The organism is Pseudomonas sp. NPDC090755, assembly GCF_044769005.1.
Classification (GTDB): domain Bacteria; phylum Pseudomonadota; class Gammaproteobacteria; order Pseudomonadales; family Pseudomonadaceae; genus Aquipseudomonas.
In genome coordinates this window covers 113,129-130,111 of record NZ_JBIVXC010000006.1, presented here as the reverse complement: position 1 = coordinate 130,111, position 16,983 = coordinate 113,129, and the positions used below count along the sequence as shown (strand labels likewise).

The following is a 16,983-nucleotide window of genomic DNA, read 5'->3' as shown; positions in this document are numbered from 1 at the left end:
CCCCGCGCCGCCCCCCCCCCCCCCCCCCCCCGCCCCCCCCCCCCGCCCCCCCCCCCCCCCCCCCCCCCCCCGCCCCCCCCCCCGCGATGGCGTTCAACCGATGCTGTGCCAGACCCTGTGGTCCCGCGCCAGCAACTCATCGGCCGCTGCTGGTCCGTTGTCACCCGCGGCGTACGGCTGAACCTCCCCCCCGTCCTTCCAGGCATCGAGGAACGGCTGCACCGCCCGCCAGCCGTTCTCGATGTTGTCGGCCCGCTGGAACAGGGTCTGGTCGCCCGTCAGGCAGTCATAGATCAGCGTCTCGTAGCCGGTGGAGGGCTGCATCTTGAAGAAATCCTTGTAGGCGAACCCCAGCTCGACGTTCTCCATGGCCAGCGCCGGCCCAGGCCGCTTGGCCTGCAGGTCGAACCACATGCCCTCGTTGGGCTGGATCTGGATCTTCAGGTAGTTGGGCTTGAGCTTGTCCACCTCGGTGTCGCGAAACTGCGCGTAAGGCGCCGGCTTGAAGCAGATGGCGATCTCGGTATCGCGCACGCTCATGCGCTTGCCGGTGCGCAGGTAGAACGGCACCCCGACCCAACGCCAGTTGTCGATCATCACCTTCAGGGCCACGTAGGTTTCGGTCTGGCTGTCGGGGGCGACCCGGGGCTCTTGACGATAACCGGGCAGTTTCTTGCGCCCCTGTTTGCCCGCGGTGTACTGGCCGCGCACCGAGTTTTTCAGGGCCATGTTCTTCGACCAGGGACGGATGGCACCGATCACCTTGGCCTTTTCACTGCGCACCGCATCGGCCCCGAACGCCGCCGGCGGCTCCATGGCGACCATGGCCAGCAGCTGGAACAGGTGGTTGGGGACCATGTCGCGCAGGGCACCGGTGCTGTCGTAGAACGCCCCTCGGCTTTCCACGCCAACGGTCTCGGCAGCGGTGATCTGCACGTGGTCGATGTAGTGATTGTTCCAGAAGGCCTCGAACAGGCCATTGGAAAAACGGCTGACCAGGATGTTCTGCACCGTTTCCTTGCCCAGGTAATGATCGATGCGGTAGATCTGCTTTTCGCTCATCACCTTGAGCAGGCAGGCATTGAGCGCTTCGGCACTGGCAAGGTCGGAGCCGAAAGGCTTTTCCACCACCACCCGGCGAAAGCCATTGGATTCATCGAGCAAGCCGGCGGCGCCCAGGCGTTGCACCACTTCGCCGAAAAACCGTGGCGAGGTGGCCAGGTAGAACACCGCGTTGTCACTGGGGTTCTTTTCGATCCGCCGGGCAATGGCCTGGTAGGTGGCCTCGTCGAGAAAGTCGCCGGTCAGGTAGCCGATTCGCGTGGCTAGCCGGCCCCAGGCTTTGTCGTCCAGGCACTTGCCGGCATCGCTGCTGGCCTTGTCGCGCTCGCGCATGAAGGCGTGCAGGCGTTCGGCAAACTCGCTGTCGCTGGCCGGGTTGTGGTCGACGCCGATGATGCGCAGGTTTTTATCCAGCAAGCGGTCGCGACTGAGGTTGTACAGCGCTGGCGTCAACAGGCGTTTGACCAGGTCGCCGTTGGCGCCGAAGAGGAACAGGTTGCAAGGTGGTGCGGCTTCGATCTGTGCACTGCTCATTCGGCTTTTTTCTCGACATGGCCACCAAAACCGAAGCGCATCGCCGAGAGCATCCGGTCGGCGTAGGTACCCTGCTGCTGGCGCGAACGGAAGCGCGCGAACAGTGCACTCGACAGCACCGGCACCGGCACCGCCTGCTCGACCGCAGCATCGATGGTCCAGCGCCCTTCGCCGCTGTCAGCCACCGAGCCGCTGTAGCCGCCCAGTTGTGGATCGGCCACCAAGGCGTCGGCGGTGAGGTCCAGCAGCCAGGAGGTGACCACACTGCCACGGCGCCAGACTTCGGCGATCTCGGCCAGGTCCAGGTCAAAGCGCTGATCCGCCGGCAAGGCCTCGCTGCCCTTGCTCTTGAGAATGTCGAAGCCTTCGGCGTAGGCCTGCATCAGGCCGTACTCGATACCGTTGTGGATCATCTTCACGTAGTGCCCCGCCCCGGCGGGACCGGCATGGATATACCCCTGCTCGGCACGACCGGCCGGCCCCTGGCGCCCGCGGGTACGGGGAATGTTGCCAACCCCCGGGGCCAGGGTGGCGAACAACGGATCAAGGCGCTCGACCACGGCCTTTTCACCGCCGATCATCATGCAGTAGCCACGCTCCAGGCCCCAGACGCCACCCGAGGTGCCGACATCCACATAATGCAACTGGCGCCCGGCCAGCTCCGCGGCTCGGCGGATGTCGTCCTTGTAGAAGGTGTTGCCGCCATCGATGATCACGTCGTCGGCGTCCAGCAGGTCGGCCAGTTGCGCGATGGTCTGCTCGGTGGGCTCACCCGCCGGCAGCATCACCCAGACCGCCCGTGGCTTTTCCAGCTTGGCCACCAGGGCGCCGAGGTCATGGGCGCCATTGGCGCCTTCGGCCACCAGGGTTTCCACCGCCTTGCGGTCCCGATCGTGGACCACCATACGATGGCCGCCGCGCATCAAGCGCCTTGCGATATTGCCGCCCATGCGGCCCAGCCCCACGATTCCCAGTTGCATGTGCCGATGCTCCCAATCAGATAAAAACCGCCCGTTCAGGCCTTCAAGGTTAGTCCAGCCCGCGCGCCCGTGGTTCAACGACAGGCGGCGGGACAGCCAGAAACAAAAAAGTTCCCATGACAGAAAAAAGAATTCAGAATCGCCGCCGGATCAAGCCGCTACGCTTGTCACTACGACCCACCATTTGCGAGGTGTGCAATGGGAACCCTGCTACCGAAGATGCCGCCACAGACCCTCTACGTGACGGTTCGCCGGGACGAATTGCAACAGCTGCGTGATGAGCGCGATCGGCTCCGGCAACAAGTGGCCGCCCTGAACCTGCAATTGCAGCAGGCCCAGGCGAGCGACAAACCCGCCCTCACCTGAGCCCCCAGTCGGCCTAGAGCGCCTTGCTCCAGAACTGCATGGCACCATGGGTCGGGTCGAAGCAGGCATGCTCGAAGCCGAACGAGCGGTAGCTGCCCTGGGCTGCGGGGTTGCCTTCGAGCACTTCCAGGGTCAATTTGCAGCAGCCGCGTTGGCGGGCGATTTCCTCGACCTTGGCCAGCATCTTGTGGCTCAGGCCCTTGCCGCGATGAGCCGGCACCACCGACACGTCATGGATGTTCACCAGTGGCCGGCAGGCAAAGGTGGAGAACCCTTCAAAGCAATTGACCAAGCCGGCCGGCTGGCCATCGACAAAGGCCAGCACGCTGAAGGCATGGGGCCGCTTGGCCAGTTCCTGCGGCAACTGCGCCAGCAACTGCGGGTCCAGCGCCTGGCCACCGCCCATGGGATCGCGGGCATAGTGATCGAGCACCAGGCCGATGGCCTCGGCGTGCATCGGGTTGCTGTAGCTGGCTTGCAGCACCAGGATTTTTTCAACATCCATTGTCGTACCCATCGCTAGAAAAATGGCTGCCCGCGCGGTGTCGGCGCGGATGGCCAATTGTACGGCATGGCATCGCAGCAAAGTAAAGTGACCAATGGGTCACACTTTTCCGACTTCTCTCCTACACTCAGTAGCGGCCCCGGGATTGCCTGGAAAATTCGCCCTCAAAAAAGTCGAACTTTCCGCAATTGCAACAGGTCAGCAATTTTAGGAGGCCACCGCTACTGGACATCCAGGCGCGGTCCAAAACCCCTTTCGTCAGTACGCTTTCGGTAGCAACGCCGTTTGGCATAGCGCTTGCGCGTAAGTTTTCGGGGCAGGGAACGCACTACACACCTCATACACAGAGAGATGCCTTCAGCACACACAACAGCGGGTGAGCACACCCGCCACATAGGGACGGAGAGAAGTATGATCAGTGCCGCTGTCGAACCCAACGTAGAGCAGTTTACCTCGGACAACCGTGACCCCGTGATCACGGACTTCAACACGACAGCCAGGGCACCCGGCGCCGATTCCCGGCACACTCCACATAAACGCAAGGTCCTGTTCGTGACCTCGGAAATCGCCGATCTGGTCAAGACCGGCGGCCTGGGCGACGTCTCCGCCGCCTTGCCGCGGGCGATCCGCCACTTGCATGACGTACGGGTGCTGATCCCCGGTTACCCGCAGGTGCTGGAAAGCGACAACCCGATTCACCTGGTGGGGGAACTGGGTGGGCATGCGGCGTTGCCGCCGTGCAAGATCGGGCGCATGGACCTGGCCGACGGCCTGGTCATCTATGTACTGATCTGCCCGGAGCTGTACCAGCGTGAAGGCACGCCCTATGGTGCCAACAACGGTCGCGACTGGCCGGACAACCATATCCGCTTCGCCCGCCTGGGCCTGGCGGCCGCCGAGATCGCCGCAGGCTTGGGCATGGTGCACTGGAAGCCCGATCTGGTGCACGCCCACGACTGGCCTGCCGGGCTGGCCCCGGCCTACATGCACTGGCGCGGCCTGAGCACCCCGACCCTGTTCACCATCCATAACCTGGCCTATCAAGGCGTGGTCAGCCGCGCCTGCTGCCCGGAACTGGCAATCCCCGATCATGCCCTGCAGCAGGAAGGCATGGAGTTCTACGGCAAGCTGTCGTTCCTCAAGGCCGGCCTGGCCTACTCCAACCACATCACCACGGTCAGTGCCACCTATGCCCGGGAAATCACCACCCCGGACTTTGGCTGCGGCCTCGATGGTTTCCTCGGCAGCAAGGCCCAGCAGGGCCTGCTCAGCGGCATTCCCAACGGCATCGACGAAAGCTGGGACTCGGCCAGCGACCCGCACCTGGCCCATCCCTTCAGCCTCAACGACTGGGACGGCAAGGCGCAGAACACCCGCCAGGTCCGTGAACTGTTCGACCTCAAGCCTTCGACCGGGCCGTTGTTCGCGGTGGTCTCGCGGCTGGTCTACCAGAAAGGCCTGGACCTCACCCTGGGAGTGGCCGACTACATCGTCAGCCAGGGCGGCCAGATCGCGATCATCGGTCGGGGGGAACCTGAGGAAGAACAGGCCATGCGTGAACTGGCCCTGCGTTACCCCGGTCAGGTCGGTGTACGTATCGGCTTCAACGAAACCGATGCCCGGCGCATGTTCGCCGGCAGCGATTTCCTGCTGATGCCGTCGCGCTACGAGCCTTGCGGCCTGAGCCAGATGTACGCCCAGCGTTTCGGCTCGCTGCCGGTGGCGCGCAACACCGGGGGGCTGGCCGACACCATCGAAAACGGTGTCACCGGCTTTCTGTTCGACGAATCCACCGTCGACAGCTACCGCGAGGCACTCTGCCGGGCCTTCTATGTCTACGGCAAGCCGGACCTGCTGGGCGCCATGCGCTGCCTGGCCATGACCCAGCCGTTCAACTGGTGCCAGGCGGTGGAACCCTATGCTCGCTTGTACGAGGAACTGGTCGAGCGCGCCCACGTGAGCCGCTGAGGACGAGGTGGCAGGTATGCCCTTGAGGTCAGACCGGCTCGCGACCCACGGGGCCGTGATGCTCGACAGCCACACTGCACGCTTTGCGCTGTGGGCACCCGATGCCCGCAGCGTCGAGCTGTGCCTGGAGCCTGACCGGCGCGTGGCCCTGGCCCGTGGCGAGCACGGCTGGTTCAGCGCCAGCCTGCCCGCGGTCGCCGGTAGCCGCTATGGCTACCGAATCGACGGCAGGCCAGCGGTGCCCGACCCGGCCTCGCGCTACCAACCCGAAGGCGTGCACGGACCCAGCCAGCTCGTCGATCCCTGGGCCTACCGCTGGCAGCACCCCCACTGGCAAGGCCGGCCCTGGCACGAGGCGGTGATCTACGAGCTGCATGTCGGCCTCATGGGCGGCTACGCGCAGGTCGCCGAACAGTTGCCACGGCTCGCGGCACTGGGCGTGACCGCCATCGAACTGATGCCCCTGGGACAGTTCCCCGGCGAGCGCAACTGGGGCTACGACGGCGTCCTGCCCTTCGCCCCCCAGCACAGCTATGGCACCCCGGAGCAACTCTGCCGATTGATCGACCAGGCCCACGGCCTTGGCCTGATGGTGGTGCTGGATGTGGTCTACAACCACTTCGGTCCCGACGGCAACTACCTGGGCCAGTACGCCAGCGCGTTCTTCCGCCAGGACCGCCCTACCCCCTGGGGCGCGGCCATCGACTTCAGTCGCGGCGAAGTCGCGGATTACTTCATCGAAAACGCGCTGATGTGGCTGCACCACTACCGTTTCGACGGCCTGCGCCTGGATGCGGTGCATGCCATCGACGACCCGCACTTTCTTGGTGCATTGAGCCGAAGGGTTCGCCAGTCGCTGGCGCCCGGGCGCCAGGTATGGCTGGTGCTGGAGAACGAGCACAACCAGGCGAGCCTGCTCATCGATGGCTTCGATGCACAGTGGAACGACGATGGCCACAACGCCCTGCATGTATTGCTGACCGGCGAAGCGCAAGGCTACTACGCCGACTATCGCCACGACGCCATACACAAACTGGCCCGCTGCCTGAGCCAGGGTTTTGCCTTCCAGGGCGAAAACGACCGCCATGGCCGGCCCCGCGGCGAACCCAGCGGCCATCTGCCGCCCAGCGCTTTCGTGCTATTCCTGCAGAACCATGACCAGGTCGGCAATCGCGCCCTGGGCGAACGGCTGATCCGCCTGTGCCCGCCCCAGGCCCTGCGCGCCGCCGCCACCCTGATGCTGCTGTCGCCGACCATCCCGCTGCTGTTCATGGGCGAGGAAGAAGGCTGCGAGCAGCCGTTCCTGTACTTCACCGACCACCACGACGCGCTGGCCGATGCCGTGCGCGAAGGACGCCGGGCCGAGTTCGCACAATTCGACGCCTTCGCCGATCCGCGGCGGCGGGCGGCGATTCCCGATCCCAACGACCTGGACACCTACTCGGCCTCACGCCCACGAGCGCCGCAGGCCCCGCAGCAAACCTGGCCGGCGTTCTACCGCCAGTTGCTGGACCTGCGCCAGCGACACCTGGTCGGCCGGTTGCCGGGTTGCCAGGCCCTGGGCGCCGACGTGATCGGTGACAAGGCCCTGACCGCCCGCTGGCGCCTGGCCGACGGCATGGAGCTGCGCATCGACCTGAACCTTGCGTCGACAGCGGTGCCCTGCGCACTGCCTCCGACCTCGGCGCAGCTCTACCTGTGCGCCGACCAGCCATTATCCGGCGATCGACTGCCTCCGTACTCGACCCTGGTCAGCCTGCTGCCCAACCACCTGCCGGAGACTGCCCATGACTGACCCACAGCTGCAGCAACTGGCGGAGCTGGCGGGCATTGCCGTTGACTGGATCGATGCCAACGGTCGCCCGCAACGGGTCCAGGATACTGCCCTGCGCGCTGTATTGAACGGGCTCGGTCATCCGGCTGACGACCCGGCGGCCATCGCCGCCAGCCTGCAGGCACTCAAGACCAGCCACGATGCCCGGCACCTGCCGCCGCTGTTCACCAGCGATGTGGGACAGGCCCTGGACCTGTCCATGTTCTTCACCGCCGACAGCTCCTGCCAGGTACGCCTGGAAGATGGCAGTGAACAACAGCTGCAACTCGATGCCCGGGGCGCCCTCCCCCCCGGCCTGCCGATCGGCTACCACCGGGTCCGGATCGACACCCGCAGCTTTACCCTGGCGATCGCCCCGGCACGCTGCTACAGCCTCAGTGATGCCCTGGACACCCCGACGCCACGCTGCTGGGGCATCAGTGCGCAGCTCTACAGCCTGCGCCGCGACGGTGATGGCGGCTTCGGCGATTGCCTGGCCCTGGAACAACTGGCCCGCAGCGCCGCCGAGCGTGGCGCCGACGCCCTGGCCATCAGCCCGCTGCACGCCATGTTCGCCAGCGACACCCGGCGCTACAGCCCCTACTCGCCCTCCAGCCGGCTGTTCCTCAACAGCCTCTATGCAAGCCCGGTGACGCTGCTGGGTGAGCGTGCCGTACGCGTGGCGATCGAGGCCCTGGGCCTTGCGCAGACGCTACAACAACTGGAACACGCGCCGTTGATCGACTGGCCCGAGGCTGCGGCGGCGCGCTATCGGTTGCTGCAGTTTCTGTTCGAGGATTTCATCGAGGGCGAACACCCGCTGCGCGCCGACTTCGACAGCTACCGTCAACAGGCCGGCCAGCCCCTGGAGCAACATTGCCGCTTTGAAGTGATGCTCAGTGAGTCCCAGGCCAGTGGCCTGGGCCAGGACTGGCGACAGTGGCCCGGCGCCTGGCACGACCCGGACAGTGAAGAGACGATAGCCTTCGCCCGCCAGCATCAGCGCCAGATCCAGTTCCATGCCTTCTGCCAGTGGCTGATCCAGCGCAGCCTGCAACGCGCCCAGGACGCGGCCCGCAGCAACGGCATGGGCATCGGCCTGATCGCCGACCTCGCGGTAGGCGCCGATGGCGCCGGCAGCCAGGCCTGGAGCCGCCAGGACGAACTGCTGGCCGGGCTCAACGTCGGCGCTCCACCTGACGTCCTCAATCGCTCGGGCCAGAACTGGGGCATCTGCGCCTTCTCGCCCGAAGGTCTGCGGCGCAATGGCTACCGCGCCTTCATCGAAATGCTGCGTGCCAGTTTCGCCCATGCCGGCGGCCTGCGCATCGACCATGTCATGGGCCTGCAACGCCTGTGGCTGGTCCCCCTGGGCGCACATGCCACTGAAGGCGCCTACCTGAACTACCCGCTGGACGATCTGCTGCGTCTGCTGTGCCTGGAATCGGTGCGCCACCAGGCCATTGTCCTGGGCGAGGACCTGGGTACCGTGCCTGAAGGGCTGCGTGAAAAACTCGCGCAACGGGCCATCCTCGGCATCCGCGTGCTGCAGTTCGAGCAGGATCCACCCGGCCGGTTCAAGCCCATCCTCGACTGGCCAAACGATGCCCTGGCCACCTCCAGCACCCACGACCTGCCCCCCCTGGCCGGTTGGCTGGCAGCCCGCGACATCGACTGGAACCTGCGCCTGGCGCTGATCGACGGCATCACCGAGCGGCACTGGCGTGACAGCCGCCAACACGAACGCCAGGGGCTCAAACGCGCACTTGAGGAAAACTACGGCGTTCAGGCCGACAACGAAGCCATGCTCGATAGCTGCGTGCGTTTTCTCGGCCATACCCGCGCGCCGCTGGTGCTGCTGCCGCTGGAAGACCTGCTGGGCATCGACGAACAAGCCAATCTGCCGGGCACCGTGGACAGTCACCCCAACTGGCGCCGACGCTTTGCCGTGGATGCAGCAGCGCTGCTCGACGATACCGACGCCGCCCGCCGCCTGGAGTTGCTGGCCCAGGCTCGGGAGCAGGCCTGGGAGCGCGACCGATGAACGCGCTGACTGCCACCCTGCGCCTGCAGTTCCATGCCGGCTTCACCCTGGACGATGCGTTGCCCCTGGTGCCCTACTTCGCCCGCCTGGGGATAAGCCACCTGTACGCCTCGCCATTGCTCAGCGCCCGCCCGGGCTCGCTGCATGGCTATGACGTGGTCGACCCGACCCGCATCAACCCCGAACTGGGCGGCGAAGCGGCGCTGCGGCGCCTGGTCGCCGCGCTGCGCCAGCACGGCATGGGCCTGATCCTCGACATCGTTTCCAACCACATGGCCGTCGGCAGCGACAATCCCTGGTGGCAGGACCTGCTGACCTGGGGCCGGCGCAGCCGCTATGGCGGCTTCTTCGATGTCCAGTGGCACTCCAGTGACCCCTTGCTCGAAGGCCAGTTGCTGCTGCCATTCCTGACCGGTGACTACGGGGGCATGCTGCAGGCCGGCGAGATCCCGTTGTGCTTTGCCGCCCACGACGGCAGCTTCCATGTCCGCCACCATGAACACCGTTTTCCCATCAGCCCGACCGATTACGGCCGCATCCTGTGCCTGAGCGAGCACACCGAGGTACAGGCACTGGGCATGCGCTTTGCCGCGCTGCACAGCGCCACCCAGGCGGCCGACAAGGCACTGGGCCTGAAGCAGGAACTGAGGGCGCTGGCCGCACAGGTGGCGATCGACGACTTGCTCGACGCCTTCGACGGGCGGACCCCGGCAGGTTTCCAGCGCCTGCACGAACTGCTCGAACACCAGGCCTATCGCCTGGCCAGCTGGCGCACCGCCGCCGATGACATCAACTGGCGGCGTTTTTTCGATATCAACGAACTGGGCGGCCTGCGGGTCGAGCGCAACGATGTGTTCGAGGCCACCCACCAGAAAATCTTCGACTTGATCCGCCAGGGCCTGGTCGATGGCCTGCGCATCGACCATATTGACGGCCTTGCCGATCCCCGCGGCTATTGCCGCAAACTGCGCCGGCGGGTCGATGCGCTGCTGGCCGACCGGCCGGTCGACGCGGCACTGGAGCACCTGCCGATCTACGTCGAGAAGATCCTCGGCGCGGGCGAACAACTTCACCGCGACTGGGGGGTGGACGGCACCACCGGCTACGAATTCATGAACCAGGTCAGCCTGCTGCAGCACGATCCGGCCGGCGAAGCGGTGCTGGGCGAAGCCTGGAGCGCCCTGAGCGAGCGCCCGGCTTTTGCCGAGGAAGTGGTCCTGGCCCGCCGGCACGTGCTCACCGGGAACCTTGCCGGTGACTTCGAATCGGTGGCCCAGGCCCTGTGGCAAGTGGCGCGGGACGACCTGATGAGCCGCGACCTGACCCTGGGCGCGATCCGTCGGGCGCTGCAGGCGCTGGTCGAGCACTACCCGGTGTACCGCACCTACCTGCAGGCCTGCGGTCGCCGTGCAGAAGACGAACCCTTCTTCCGCCAGGCCATGGCCGCCGCCCGGCAACAACTGGGCGAAGGCGACTGGCCGGTGCTCGACTACCTGCAACACTGGCTGGGCGGCCAGCCCTGGCGCAGCCTGCCTCCGGGCCGTGCACGCAAGCACCTGCGCCATGCCTGCATCCGTTTTCAGCAACTGACCGCGCCGACGGCGGCCAAAGCGGTGGAAGACACCGCCTTCTACCGCTCGGCCCTGCTGCTGTCGCGCAACGACGTGGGTTTTGACGCCGAGCGTTTCAGCGCACCGGTCGAGGCGTTTCATCAGGCCTGCCAGCAGCGCCTTGCCCGGTTCCCTCACAACCTGCTGTGCACCGCCACCCACGATCACAAACGCGGTGAGGACAGCCGCGCCCGGCTGGCGGTGCTGAGCGAGCGCAGTTCATGGTGGACCAGCCGCTTCGAACATTGGCGTGAACTGGCGACGCCACTGCGCAGCACCCTGGCGGACGGCATAGCGCCGTCGCCGGAAGAGGAATGGATGCTGTACCAGACCCTGGTCGCCAGCTGGCCCATGACCCTGGATGAAAGCGACGCGCTGGCGTTGCGGGCATTTGCCGAGCGCCTGCAGCACTGGCAACGCAAGGCCCTGCGCGAAGCCAAGCTGCGCAGCAGCTGGAGCGCCCCCAACGAGGCCTTCGAGCAGGCGTGCCTGGGTTACATCGAAGCCCTGTTGCTGGACATGCAAAACCAGCAATTGCGTCACTCCCTGGCCAGTGCGGCGCACGCCATTGCCTGCGCCGGCGCCCTCAACAGCCTGGCCCAGTGCCTGCTGCGCATGACCGTCCCCGGAGTGCCCGACCTGTACCAGGGCAACGAGTACTGGGACCTGAGCCTGGTCGATCCGGACAACCGCCGCGCCGTGGACTTCGCTGCCCGCCGCCAGGGGCTCGATGACAGCACCGGCACGGCGCAGCTGTTGCAGGACTGGCGCAGCGGACGGGTCAAACAGGCGCTGATCGGCCAGGTGCTGCAACGCCGCCAGCAGTACCCCGGGCTGTTTGCCCAAGGCCAGTACCTGCCCTTGCCGGTGCTGGGCAAGCACGCAGGCCAGGTCCTGGCGTTTGCCCGGGTAAACGACGGCGAACGGGCGATTGTCGTCGTCCCGCGCCTGGCCTGCCACTTGCTTGGCGATACCCCGACTCCCTTGATCCCGGCACAGAACTGGGACGATACCCGGCTGCTATTGCCGTTTGCCTTGTCACCTGCCAACTGTTCGGGACTTTTTGCCAGCGCTGTAGTCACAACCTCTAAGGAGGTGTTGCTCAGCACTGTACTCAAGGAGTTCCCGGTCAACGTGTTGATTGATCATGCCTAAGCCATCAGGAGCGTCGAGATGAGTGTCGAAGAAAAACGTATTCGCGAATTCGCCTACCAGATTTGGGAATCTGAAGGCAAACCCGAGGGCCAGGAGTCCCGCCACTGGGACATGGCGCGCAAACTCGCCGAAGCCGAGGCCCTGGCGCCAAAAGCGACGCCGCGCAAGGCCAGGACCAAGCCGACGGCGCCGGTAACGGCCACGCCAAAGCCTGCCGCCGCGAAAAAGCCACGGGCGACGAAAAAGCCGCCGGTGGCCTGATGCCATAATGGCGTAGCCGCTGCCGAGGAACGAGGCTGCGATCGACTGCGCAGCAGTCGCAACCCGGTCACCTCGTTGTATCTGACAGACTGAAGTCGCCTGGTTTTACGGTCGCTTCGCGACCGATCGCAGCCTGGCGGCAGCGGCTACATCATCAGGCAAGCAAGACAGTTCCCCCATAGAGGGTCACCGTCCACACCAGTGACGAATCCGGGAGCCCCAATGCCCAAGCCAACGCCCGTCATCGAACCTTCGCGCATCCGCGAAGGCCTGCCCTTCCCCCTGGGCGCCACCTGGGACGGTCTGGGCGTCAACTTTGCGCTGTTCTCGGCCCATGCCACCAAGGTGCAGTTGTGCCTGTTCGATGCCAGCGGTGAAGTCGAGCTCGAACGCATCGAACTGCCCGAATACACCGACGAAATATTCCACGGCTACCTGCCCGACGCCCACCCCGGCCTGATCTACGGCTACCGGGTGCACGGCCCCTACGCGCCGCAGGACGGCCACCGTTTCAACCCCAACAAGCTGTTGATCGACCCTTACGCCAAACAACTGGTGGGCAGCCTGAAGTGGTCCGAAGCGCTGTTCGGCTACACCATCGGCCACCCCGACGGCGACCTCAGCTTCGATGAGCGCGACAGCGCCCCTTTCGTGCCCAAGTGCAAGGTCATCGACCCGGCCTACACCTGGGGCCGCGACCAGCGCGTGGCCATACCCTGGGAGCGCACCATCCTCTACGAGGCCCACGTGCGCGGCATCAGCATGCGCCACCCGGCCGTACCCGAGGCCAACCGCGGCACCTTTGCGGGGCTCATGTGCGATGAGCTGCTCGAGCACATCAAGCAATTGGGGGTGTCGTCCATCGAACTGCTGCCCATCCACGCCTTCGTCAACGACCAGCACCTGCTGCAAAAAGGCCTCAACAATTATTGGGGCTACAACAGCATCGCCTTCTTCGCCCCGCACCCGCGCTACCTGGCCAACGGCAAGATCGCCGAGTTCAAGGAGATGGTCGCCCACCTGCACGATGCGGGCCTTGAGGTGATCCTCGATGTGGTCTACAACCACACTGCCGAGGGCAACGAACGGGGCCCGACCCTGTCGATGCGCGGCATCGACAACGCCTCCTACTACCGCCTGATGCCGGACGACAAGCGCCTCTACATCAACGACTCCGGCACCGGCAACACCCTGGACCTGAGCCACCCCTGCGTGCTGCAACTGGTCACCGACTCGTTGCGCTACTGGGCCGGCGAGATGCATGTGGACGGCTTTCGCTTTGACCTTGCGACCATCCTGGGCCGTTACCACGAAGGCTTCGACGAACGTCACAGCTTCCTCGTCGCCTGCCGCCAGGACCCGTTGCTGCGCCAGGTCAAGTTGATCGCCGAGCCCTGGGACTGTGGCCCCGGCGGCTACCAGGTGGGCAACTTCGCCCCCGGCTGGGCCGAATGGAACGATCGCTTTCGCGATACCGTGCGCGCCTTCTGGAAAGGCGACGAAGGCCAACTGGCCGACTTTGCCGCACGCATGACCGCCTCCGGTGAGCTGTTCAACCGCCGCGGGCGCAGGCCATATGCCTCGGTGAACTTCATCACCGCCCACGACGGGTTCACCCTGCGCGACCTGGTCTCGTACAACCACAAGCACAACGAAGACAACGACGAGAACAACCAGGACGGCAGCAACCACAACCTGTCCTGGAACCACGGTGTCGAAGGCCCCACCGACGACCCCGAGATCAACGCCCTGCGCCTGCGCCAGATGCGCAATTTCTTCGCCACCCTGCTGCTGGCCCAGGGCACGCCGATGATCGTCGCCGGCGACGAGTTCAGCCGCACCCAGCACGGCAACAACAATGCCTATTGCCAGGACAGCGAGATCGGCTGGGTCAACTGGGCGCTGGATGATGAAGGCGCCGCCCTGCTCAAGTTCGTCAGGCGCCTGACCAAGCTGCGCCTGGCGTACCCGATACTACGCCGCTCGCGCTTTCTGGTCGGCGACTACAATGAAGCGATCGGTGTCAAGGACGTGACTTGGCTGGCAGCGGATGGCGGCGAAATGAGCATCGAGCAATGGCAGGATAACCAGGGCCGCAGCCTTGGCATGTTGATGGATGGCCGCGCGCAGGTCAGCGGCATTGCACGACCGGGCGCCGACGCCACCTTGCTGCTGATCGTCAATGCCCAGCACGACGGCATCACCTTTACCCTGCCTGCAGTGCCCGAAGGCGAGCACTGGAACTGCCTGCTCGACACCGACCGCCCGCAATTGCGCAAGGGCGAGCGGCATCCATTCGACAGCCTGCTCCAGGTGTCGGGACGCTCACTGATGTTGCTGGAGCTGCAACGCGAAGACGACAATTGATCAGAGGGAACTGCCGCCCCAGGCGCCAGTCTCATGTATCAGGCTTGCTGACCAGGAGGGACCGTGAAGTTCGAACCGGATTCGGCTCATCATGCAAAAACCTGCGAGGCGCCCGCCGTGCAGCGACTGCGGGTCCTGACCGTCAACACCCACAAGGGCTTTACTGCCTTCAACCGGCGCTTCATTCTCCCTGAATTGCGCGAAGCGGTGCGCAGCACCCAGGCCGATATCGTCTTTCTCCAGGAAGTGCTCGGCAGCCACGACCGCCATGCCGCACGTTTTGCCGGCTGGCCGCAGACCTCGCAGTACGAATTTCTGGCCGACAGCATGTGGACCGACTTCGCCTACGGGCGCAATGCCGTCTACCCCGATGGCCATCATGGCAACGCCCTGCTGTCCAAGTTTCCGATCATCGAACACCGCAACCTGGACGTGTCGATCACCGGCCCCGAGCGTCGCGGCCTGCTCCATTGCGTACTGGATGTGCCCGGGCAGCATCAGGTGCACGCGGTGTGCGTGCACCTGTCGCTGCTGGAAAGCCACCGGCAGAAGCAGTTGCATCTGCTGAGCCGGCTGCTGGACTCGTTGCCGGCTGACGCACCGGTGATCATTGCCGGTGACTTCAATGACTGGCAGTTGCGCGGCAACCGGACCCTTGGCCTGCACCGGGGCCTGCACGAAGCGTTCGAGCGCCATCATGGCCTGCTGGCCAGGACCTATCCTGCGCGTATGCCGCTGCTGCGCCTGGACCGGATCTACCTGCGCAATGCCAACAGCCACGCCCCGAAAATCCTCGGCAACAAGCCCTGGAGTCACCTCTCCGATCATCTGCCGCTGGCGGTGGAAGTGCAGCTTTAGCAATGATTCGGAATAGCCATCACCGCTGAAAGATCGACCATCACTATCGAAGGTAAATAATTGTTTAATTTCAGCCAATTGGACCCTCAGGCCCCTTGACAACGGCTGTTCAGCACTTTCTTGACGCGCAGCGTCCGCTCTCCTTATCTAAAGGTAATGCAGCACTAGCTTGAATTCATTCCGAGCCTCTAGCTCGCGCCTTTCAGCGCGCGAAAGGGACCGGTTTGCTGGTTTGGGTCGCCCTCTGGTTTTGCCTTACAGCCCGTGACATCAGGCCAGATCCTTGGCTGTTAAATCAGAGGAGTTCCGCCATGAAAAAAACTCCGACTCCTGCGGGCTTTGAGTATGTCCTTTACGCGATTTCCACATCGTTGCTGCTGGCAATCCCGGTGGAAACCCAAGCGTTGGGCCTGGAGGACAACGACCCTTTCAATACCCTGGTTCAAGCGCAGGCGCAGACCCTGCCGACACTTTCGCTCGCTCCCGTTGGCGTCAGCGGCCTGGGCCTGAACACCCTGAGTGTGTTTTCCGACCGCATGGCCGAGCGCCATGCACCGGCGGCCACCGACCACATCGCCAGCCAGTGGGCACAGTTCTTCCCGGCGCCGGTGAAAAGCGGCGCACCGGCACCCTCGCGCCTGGAGGCGCCCAACCAGAGCCTGCAAATCAGCCCGGATCTGTTCGTGCGTGAAACCAGTGACGGCAATACTCACCGCGTTGGTTTCTTCGTCGGCCACAGCAACCTGCAAAGTGGATTCGACGGCCTGCGCAAACCCCAGGTCGACGACAAGAAAGCCACCGTCAACCTCTCCGGCGACAGCCTGGGCATGTACTGGAGCATGACCCATGAGCAAGGCTGGCACGTGGATGCAGTGGCCATCGGTACGCGCTTCGACGTCAACGGCCGCAGCGAAAGCGGTGAGCGCCTGGACAGCAACGGCCATGCCCTGACCCTGTCGGTCGAGGGTGGCTACCCCATCAGCCTGGGTGAAACCTGGACCATCGAGCCCCAGGCCCAGTTGATCAACCAACAGTACTTCCCCGGCAGCCAGACCCAGACCGACGCCCAGCAGGCGTTCGACCAGCAACCGAACTGGACCGGCCGGGTCGGGGCGAAACTGTCGGCGCGCTACAACGTGCGCGGCATGCCCATCGAGCCCTTCGTGCGCACCAACGTCTGGTATGACTTCTCCAATACTGACACCGTGAGCCTGGACAAGGTCGACAAGATCAGCAGCGGGCGCAACTCGGCCACCGTGGAACTGGGCCTGGGCCTGGTCGCGCGGGTCTCGCCGAAAGTCGCGCTGTTCGTCAGTGCCGACTACAGCAGCGATGTCGATGACAATGACCTCAATGGCCTGGTCGGCAACCTGGGCGTGCGGGTCCGCTGGTGATGCCCCATCGCGGGCGCTGCCCGCTCCCACACTGGCACCTGTGGGAGCGGGCAACGCCCGCGATAG

The 16,983-nt window shown here is 65.0% G+C and carries 12 protein-coding genes; 9 read left to right on the top strand and 3 right to left on the bottom strand.

Features of this window, described 5'->3' with window-relative positions:
* Positions 1 to 93: 93 nt before the first annotated feature.
* Together zwf and gnd are read right to left on the bottom strand one after the other, a co-directional pair.
* Complete coding sequence (gene zwf / locus ACIQUS_RS11865) at positions 94 to 1,596, bottom strand: glucose-6-phosphate dehydrogenase (RefSeq protein ID WP_403047110.1); 1,503 nt, start codon at positions 1,594 to 1,596, stop codon at positions 94 to 96.
* Positions 1,593 to 2,615: a phosphogluconate dehydrogenase (NAD(+)-dependent, decarboxylating) gene (gnd, locus tag ACIQUS_RS11860; RefSeq protein ID WP_403047420.1), complete on the bottom strand. Its 1,023-nt coding sequence runs from the start codon at positions 2,613 to 2,615 to the stop codon at positions 1,593 to 1,595. Before gnd ends, zwf begins: the two co-directional genes overlap by 4 nt.
* Before the next feature lie 159 nt (positions 2,616 to 2,774).
* Between gnd and ACIQUS_RS11855 the strand changes: the two genes are divergently transcribed.
* On the top strand, positions 2,775 to 2,942 hold the full coding sequence (locus tag ACIQUS_RS11855) for a DUF6026 family protein (protein WP_403047108.1): 168 nt from the start codon (positions 2,775 to 2,777) through the stop codon (positions 2,940 to 2,942).
* A 13-nt stretch (positions 2,943 to 2,955) separates the two neighbouring features.
* On the opposite strand, the gene ACIQUS_RS11850 is transcribed toward ACIQUS_RS11855, so the two are convergent.
* Entirely contained in the window at positions 2,956 to 3,447 is a 492-nt protein-coding gene (locus tag ACIQUS_RS11850) for a GNAT family N-acetyltransferase (protein ID WP_403047106.1), read from the bottom strand.
* A 411-nt stretch (positions 3,448 to 3,858) separates the two neighbouring features.
* Here ACIQUS_RS11850 and glgA point away from each other — a divergent pair, with 411 nt between their 5' ends.
* From glgA to ACIQUS_RS11810, 8 genes are all read left to right on the top strand, one after another.
* Positions 3,859 to 5,415, top strand: coding sequence for a glycogen synthase GlgA (gene glgA, locus ACIQUS_RS11845; protein WP_403047103.1), 1,557 nt, complete (start codon positions 3,859 to 3,861; stop codon positions 5,413 to 5,415).
* 16 nt (positions 5,416 to 5,431) lie between these two features.
* Positions 5,432 to 7,210 (top strand): malto-oligosyltrehalose trehalohydrolase, encoded by a 1,779-nt coding sequence (gene treZ, locus ACIQUS_RS11840; protein WP_403047100.1) that lies wholly within the window; start codon positions 5,432 to 5,434, stop codon positions 7,208 to 7,210.
* Positions 7,203 to 9,272, top strand: coding sequence for a 4-alpha-glucanotransferase (gene malQ / locus ACIQUS_RS11835; protein ID WP_403047097.1), 2,070 nt, complete (start codon positions 7,203 to 7,205; stop codon positions 9,270 to 9,272). The genes treZ and malQ overlap by 8 nt, the downstream gene beginning before the upstream one ends.
* Entirely contained in the window at positions 9,269 to 12,037 is a 2,769-nt protein-coding gene (locus ACIQUS_RS11830) for a malto-oligosyltrehalose synthase (RefSeq protein ID WP_403047094.1), read from the top strand. The genes malQ and ACIQUS_RS11830 overlap by 4 nt, the downstream gene beginning before the upstream one ends.
* A gap of 18 nt (positions 12,038 to 12,055) precedes the next feature.
* Positions 12,056 to 12,298 (top strand): DUF2934 domain-containing protein, encoded by a 243-nt coding sequence (locus tag ACIQUS_RS11825; protein ID WP_403047091.1) that lies wholly within the window; start codon positions 12,056 to 12,058, stop codon positions 12,296 to 12,298.
* Positions 12,299 to 12,520: 222 nt separating this feature from the next.
* Positions 12,521 to 14,665, top strand: a complete 2,145-nt coding sequence (gene glgX / locus ACIQUS_RS11820) for a glycogen debranching protein GlgX (RefSeq protein WP_403047088.1) — start codon at positions 12,521 to 12,523, stop codon at positions 14,663 to 14,665.
* Between the two features lie 63 nt (positions 14,666 to 14,728).
* On the top strand, positions 14,729 to 15,523 hold the full coding sequence (locus tag ACIQUS_RS11815; protein ID WP_403047086.1) for an endonuclease/exonuclease/phosphatase family protein: 795 nt from the start codon (positions 14,729 to 14,731) through the stop codon (positions 15,521 to 15,523).
* A 311-nt stretch (positions 15,524 to 15,834) separates the two neighbouring features.
* Complete coding sequence (locus ACIQUS_RS11810; RefSeq protein WP_403047083.1) at positions 15,835 to 16,917, top strand: autotransporter domain-containing protein; 1,083 nt, start codon at positions 15,835 to 15,837, stop codon at positions 16,915 to 16,917.
* The last annotated feature ends 66 nt before the right edge of the window (positions 16,918 to 16,983 follow it).

Coding starts and splice junctions, on each gene's coding strand:
- zwf (WP_403047110.1), bottom strand. CDS start 1,596: ATGAGCAGTGCACAGATCGAAGCCGCACCACCTTGCAACCTGTTCCTC.
- ACIQUS_RS11855 (WP_403047108.1), top strand. CDS start 2,775: ATGGGAACCCTGCTACCGAAGATGCCGCCACAGACCCTCTACGTGACG.
- ACIQUS_RS11850 (WP_403047106.1), bottom strand. CDS start 3,447: ATGGATGTTGAAAAAATCCTGGTGCTGCAAGCCAGCTACAGCAACCCG.
- glgA (WP_403047103.1), top strand. CDS start 3,859: ATGATCAGTGCCGCTGTCGAACCCAACGTAGAGCAGTTTACCTCGGAC.
- treZ (WP_403047100.1), top strand. CDS start 5,432: ATGCCCTTGAGGTCAGACCGGCTCGCGACCCACGGGGCCGTGATGCTC.
- malQ (WP_403047097.1), top strand. CDS start 7,203: ATGACTGACCCACAGCTGCAGCAACTGGCGGAGCTGGCGGGCATTGCC.
- ACIQUS_RS11830 (WP_403047094.1), top strand. CDS start 9,269: ATGAACGCGCTGACTGCCACCCTGCGCCTGCAGTTCCATGCCGGCTTC.
- ACIQUS_RS11825 (WP_403047091.1), top strand. CDS start 12,056: ATGAGTGTCGAAGAAAAACGTATTCGCGAATTCGCCTACCAGATTTGG.
- glgX (WP_403047088.1), top strand. CDS start 12,521: ATGCCCAAGCCAACGCCCGTCATCGAACCTTCGCGCATCCGCGAAGGC.
- ACIQUS_RS11810 (WP_403047083.1), top strand. CDS start 15,835: ATGAAAAAAACTCCGACTCCTGCGGGCTTTGAGTATGTCCTTTACGCG.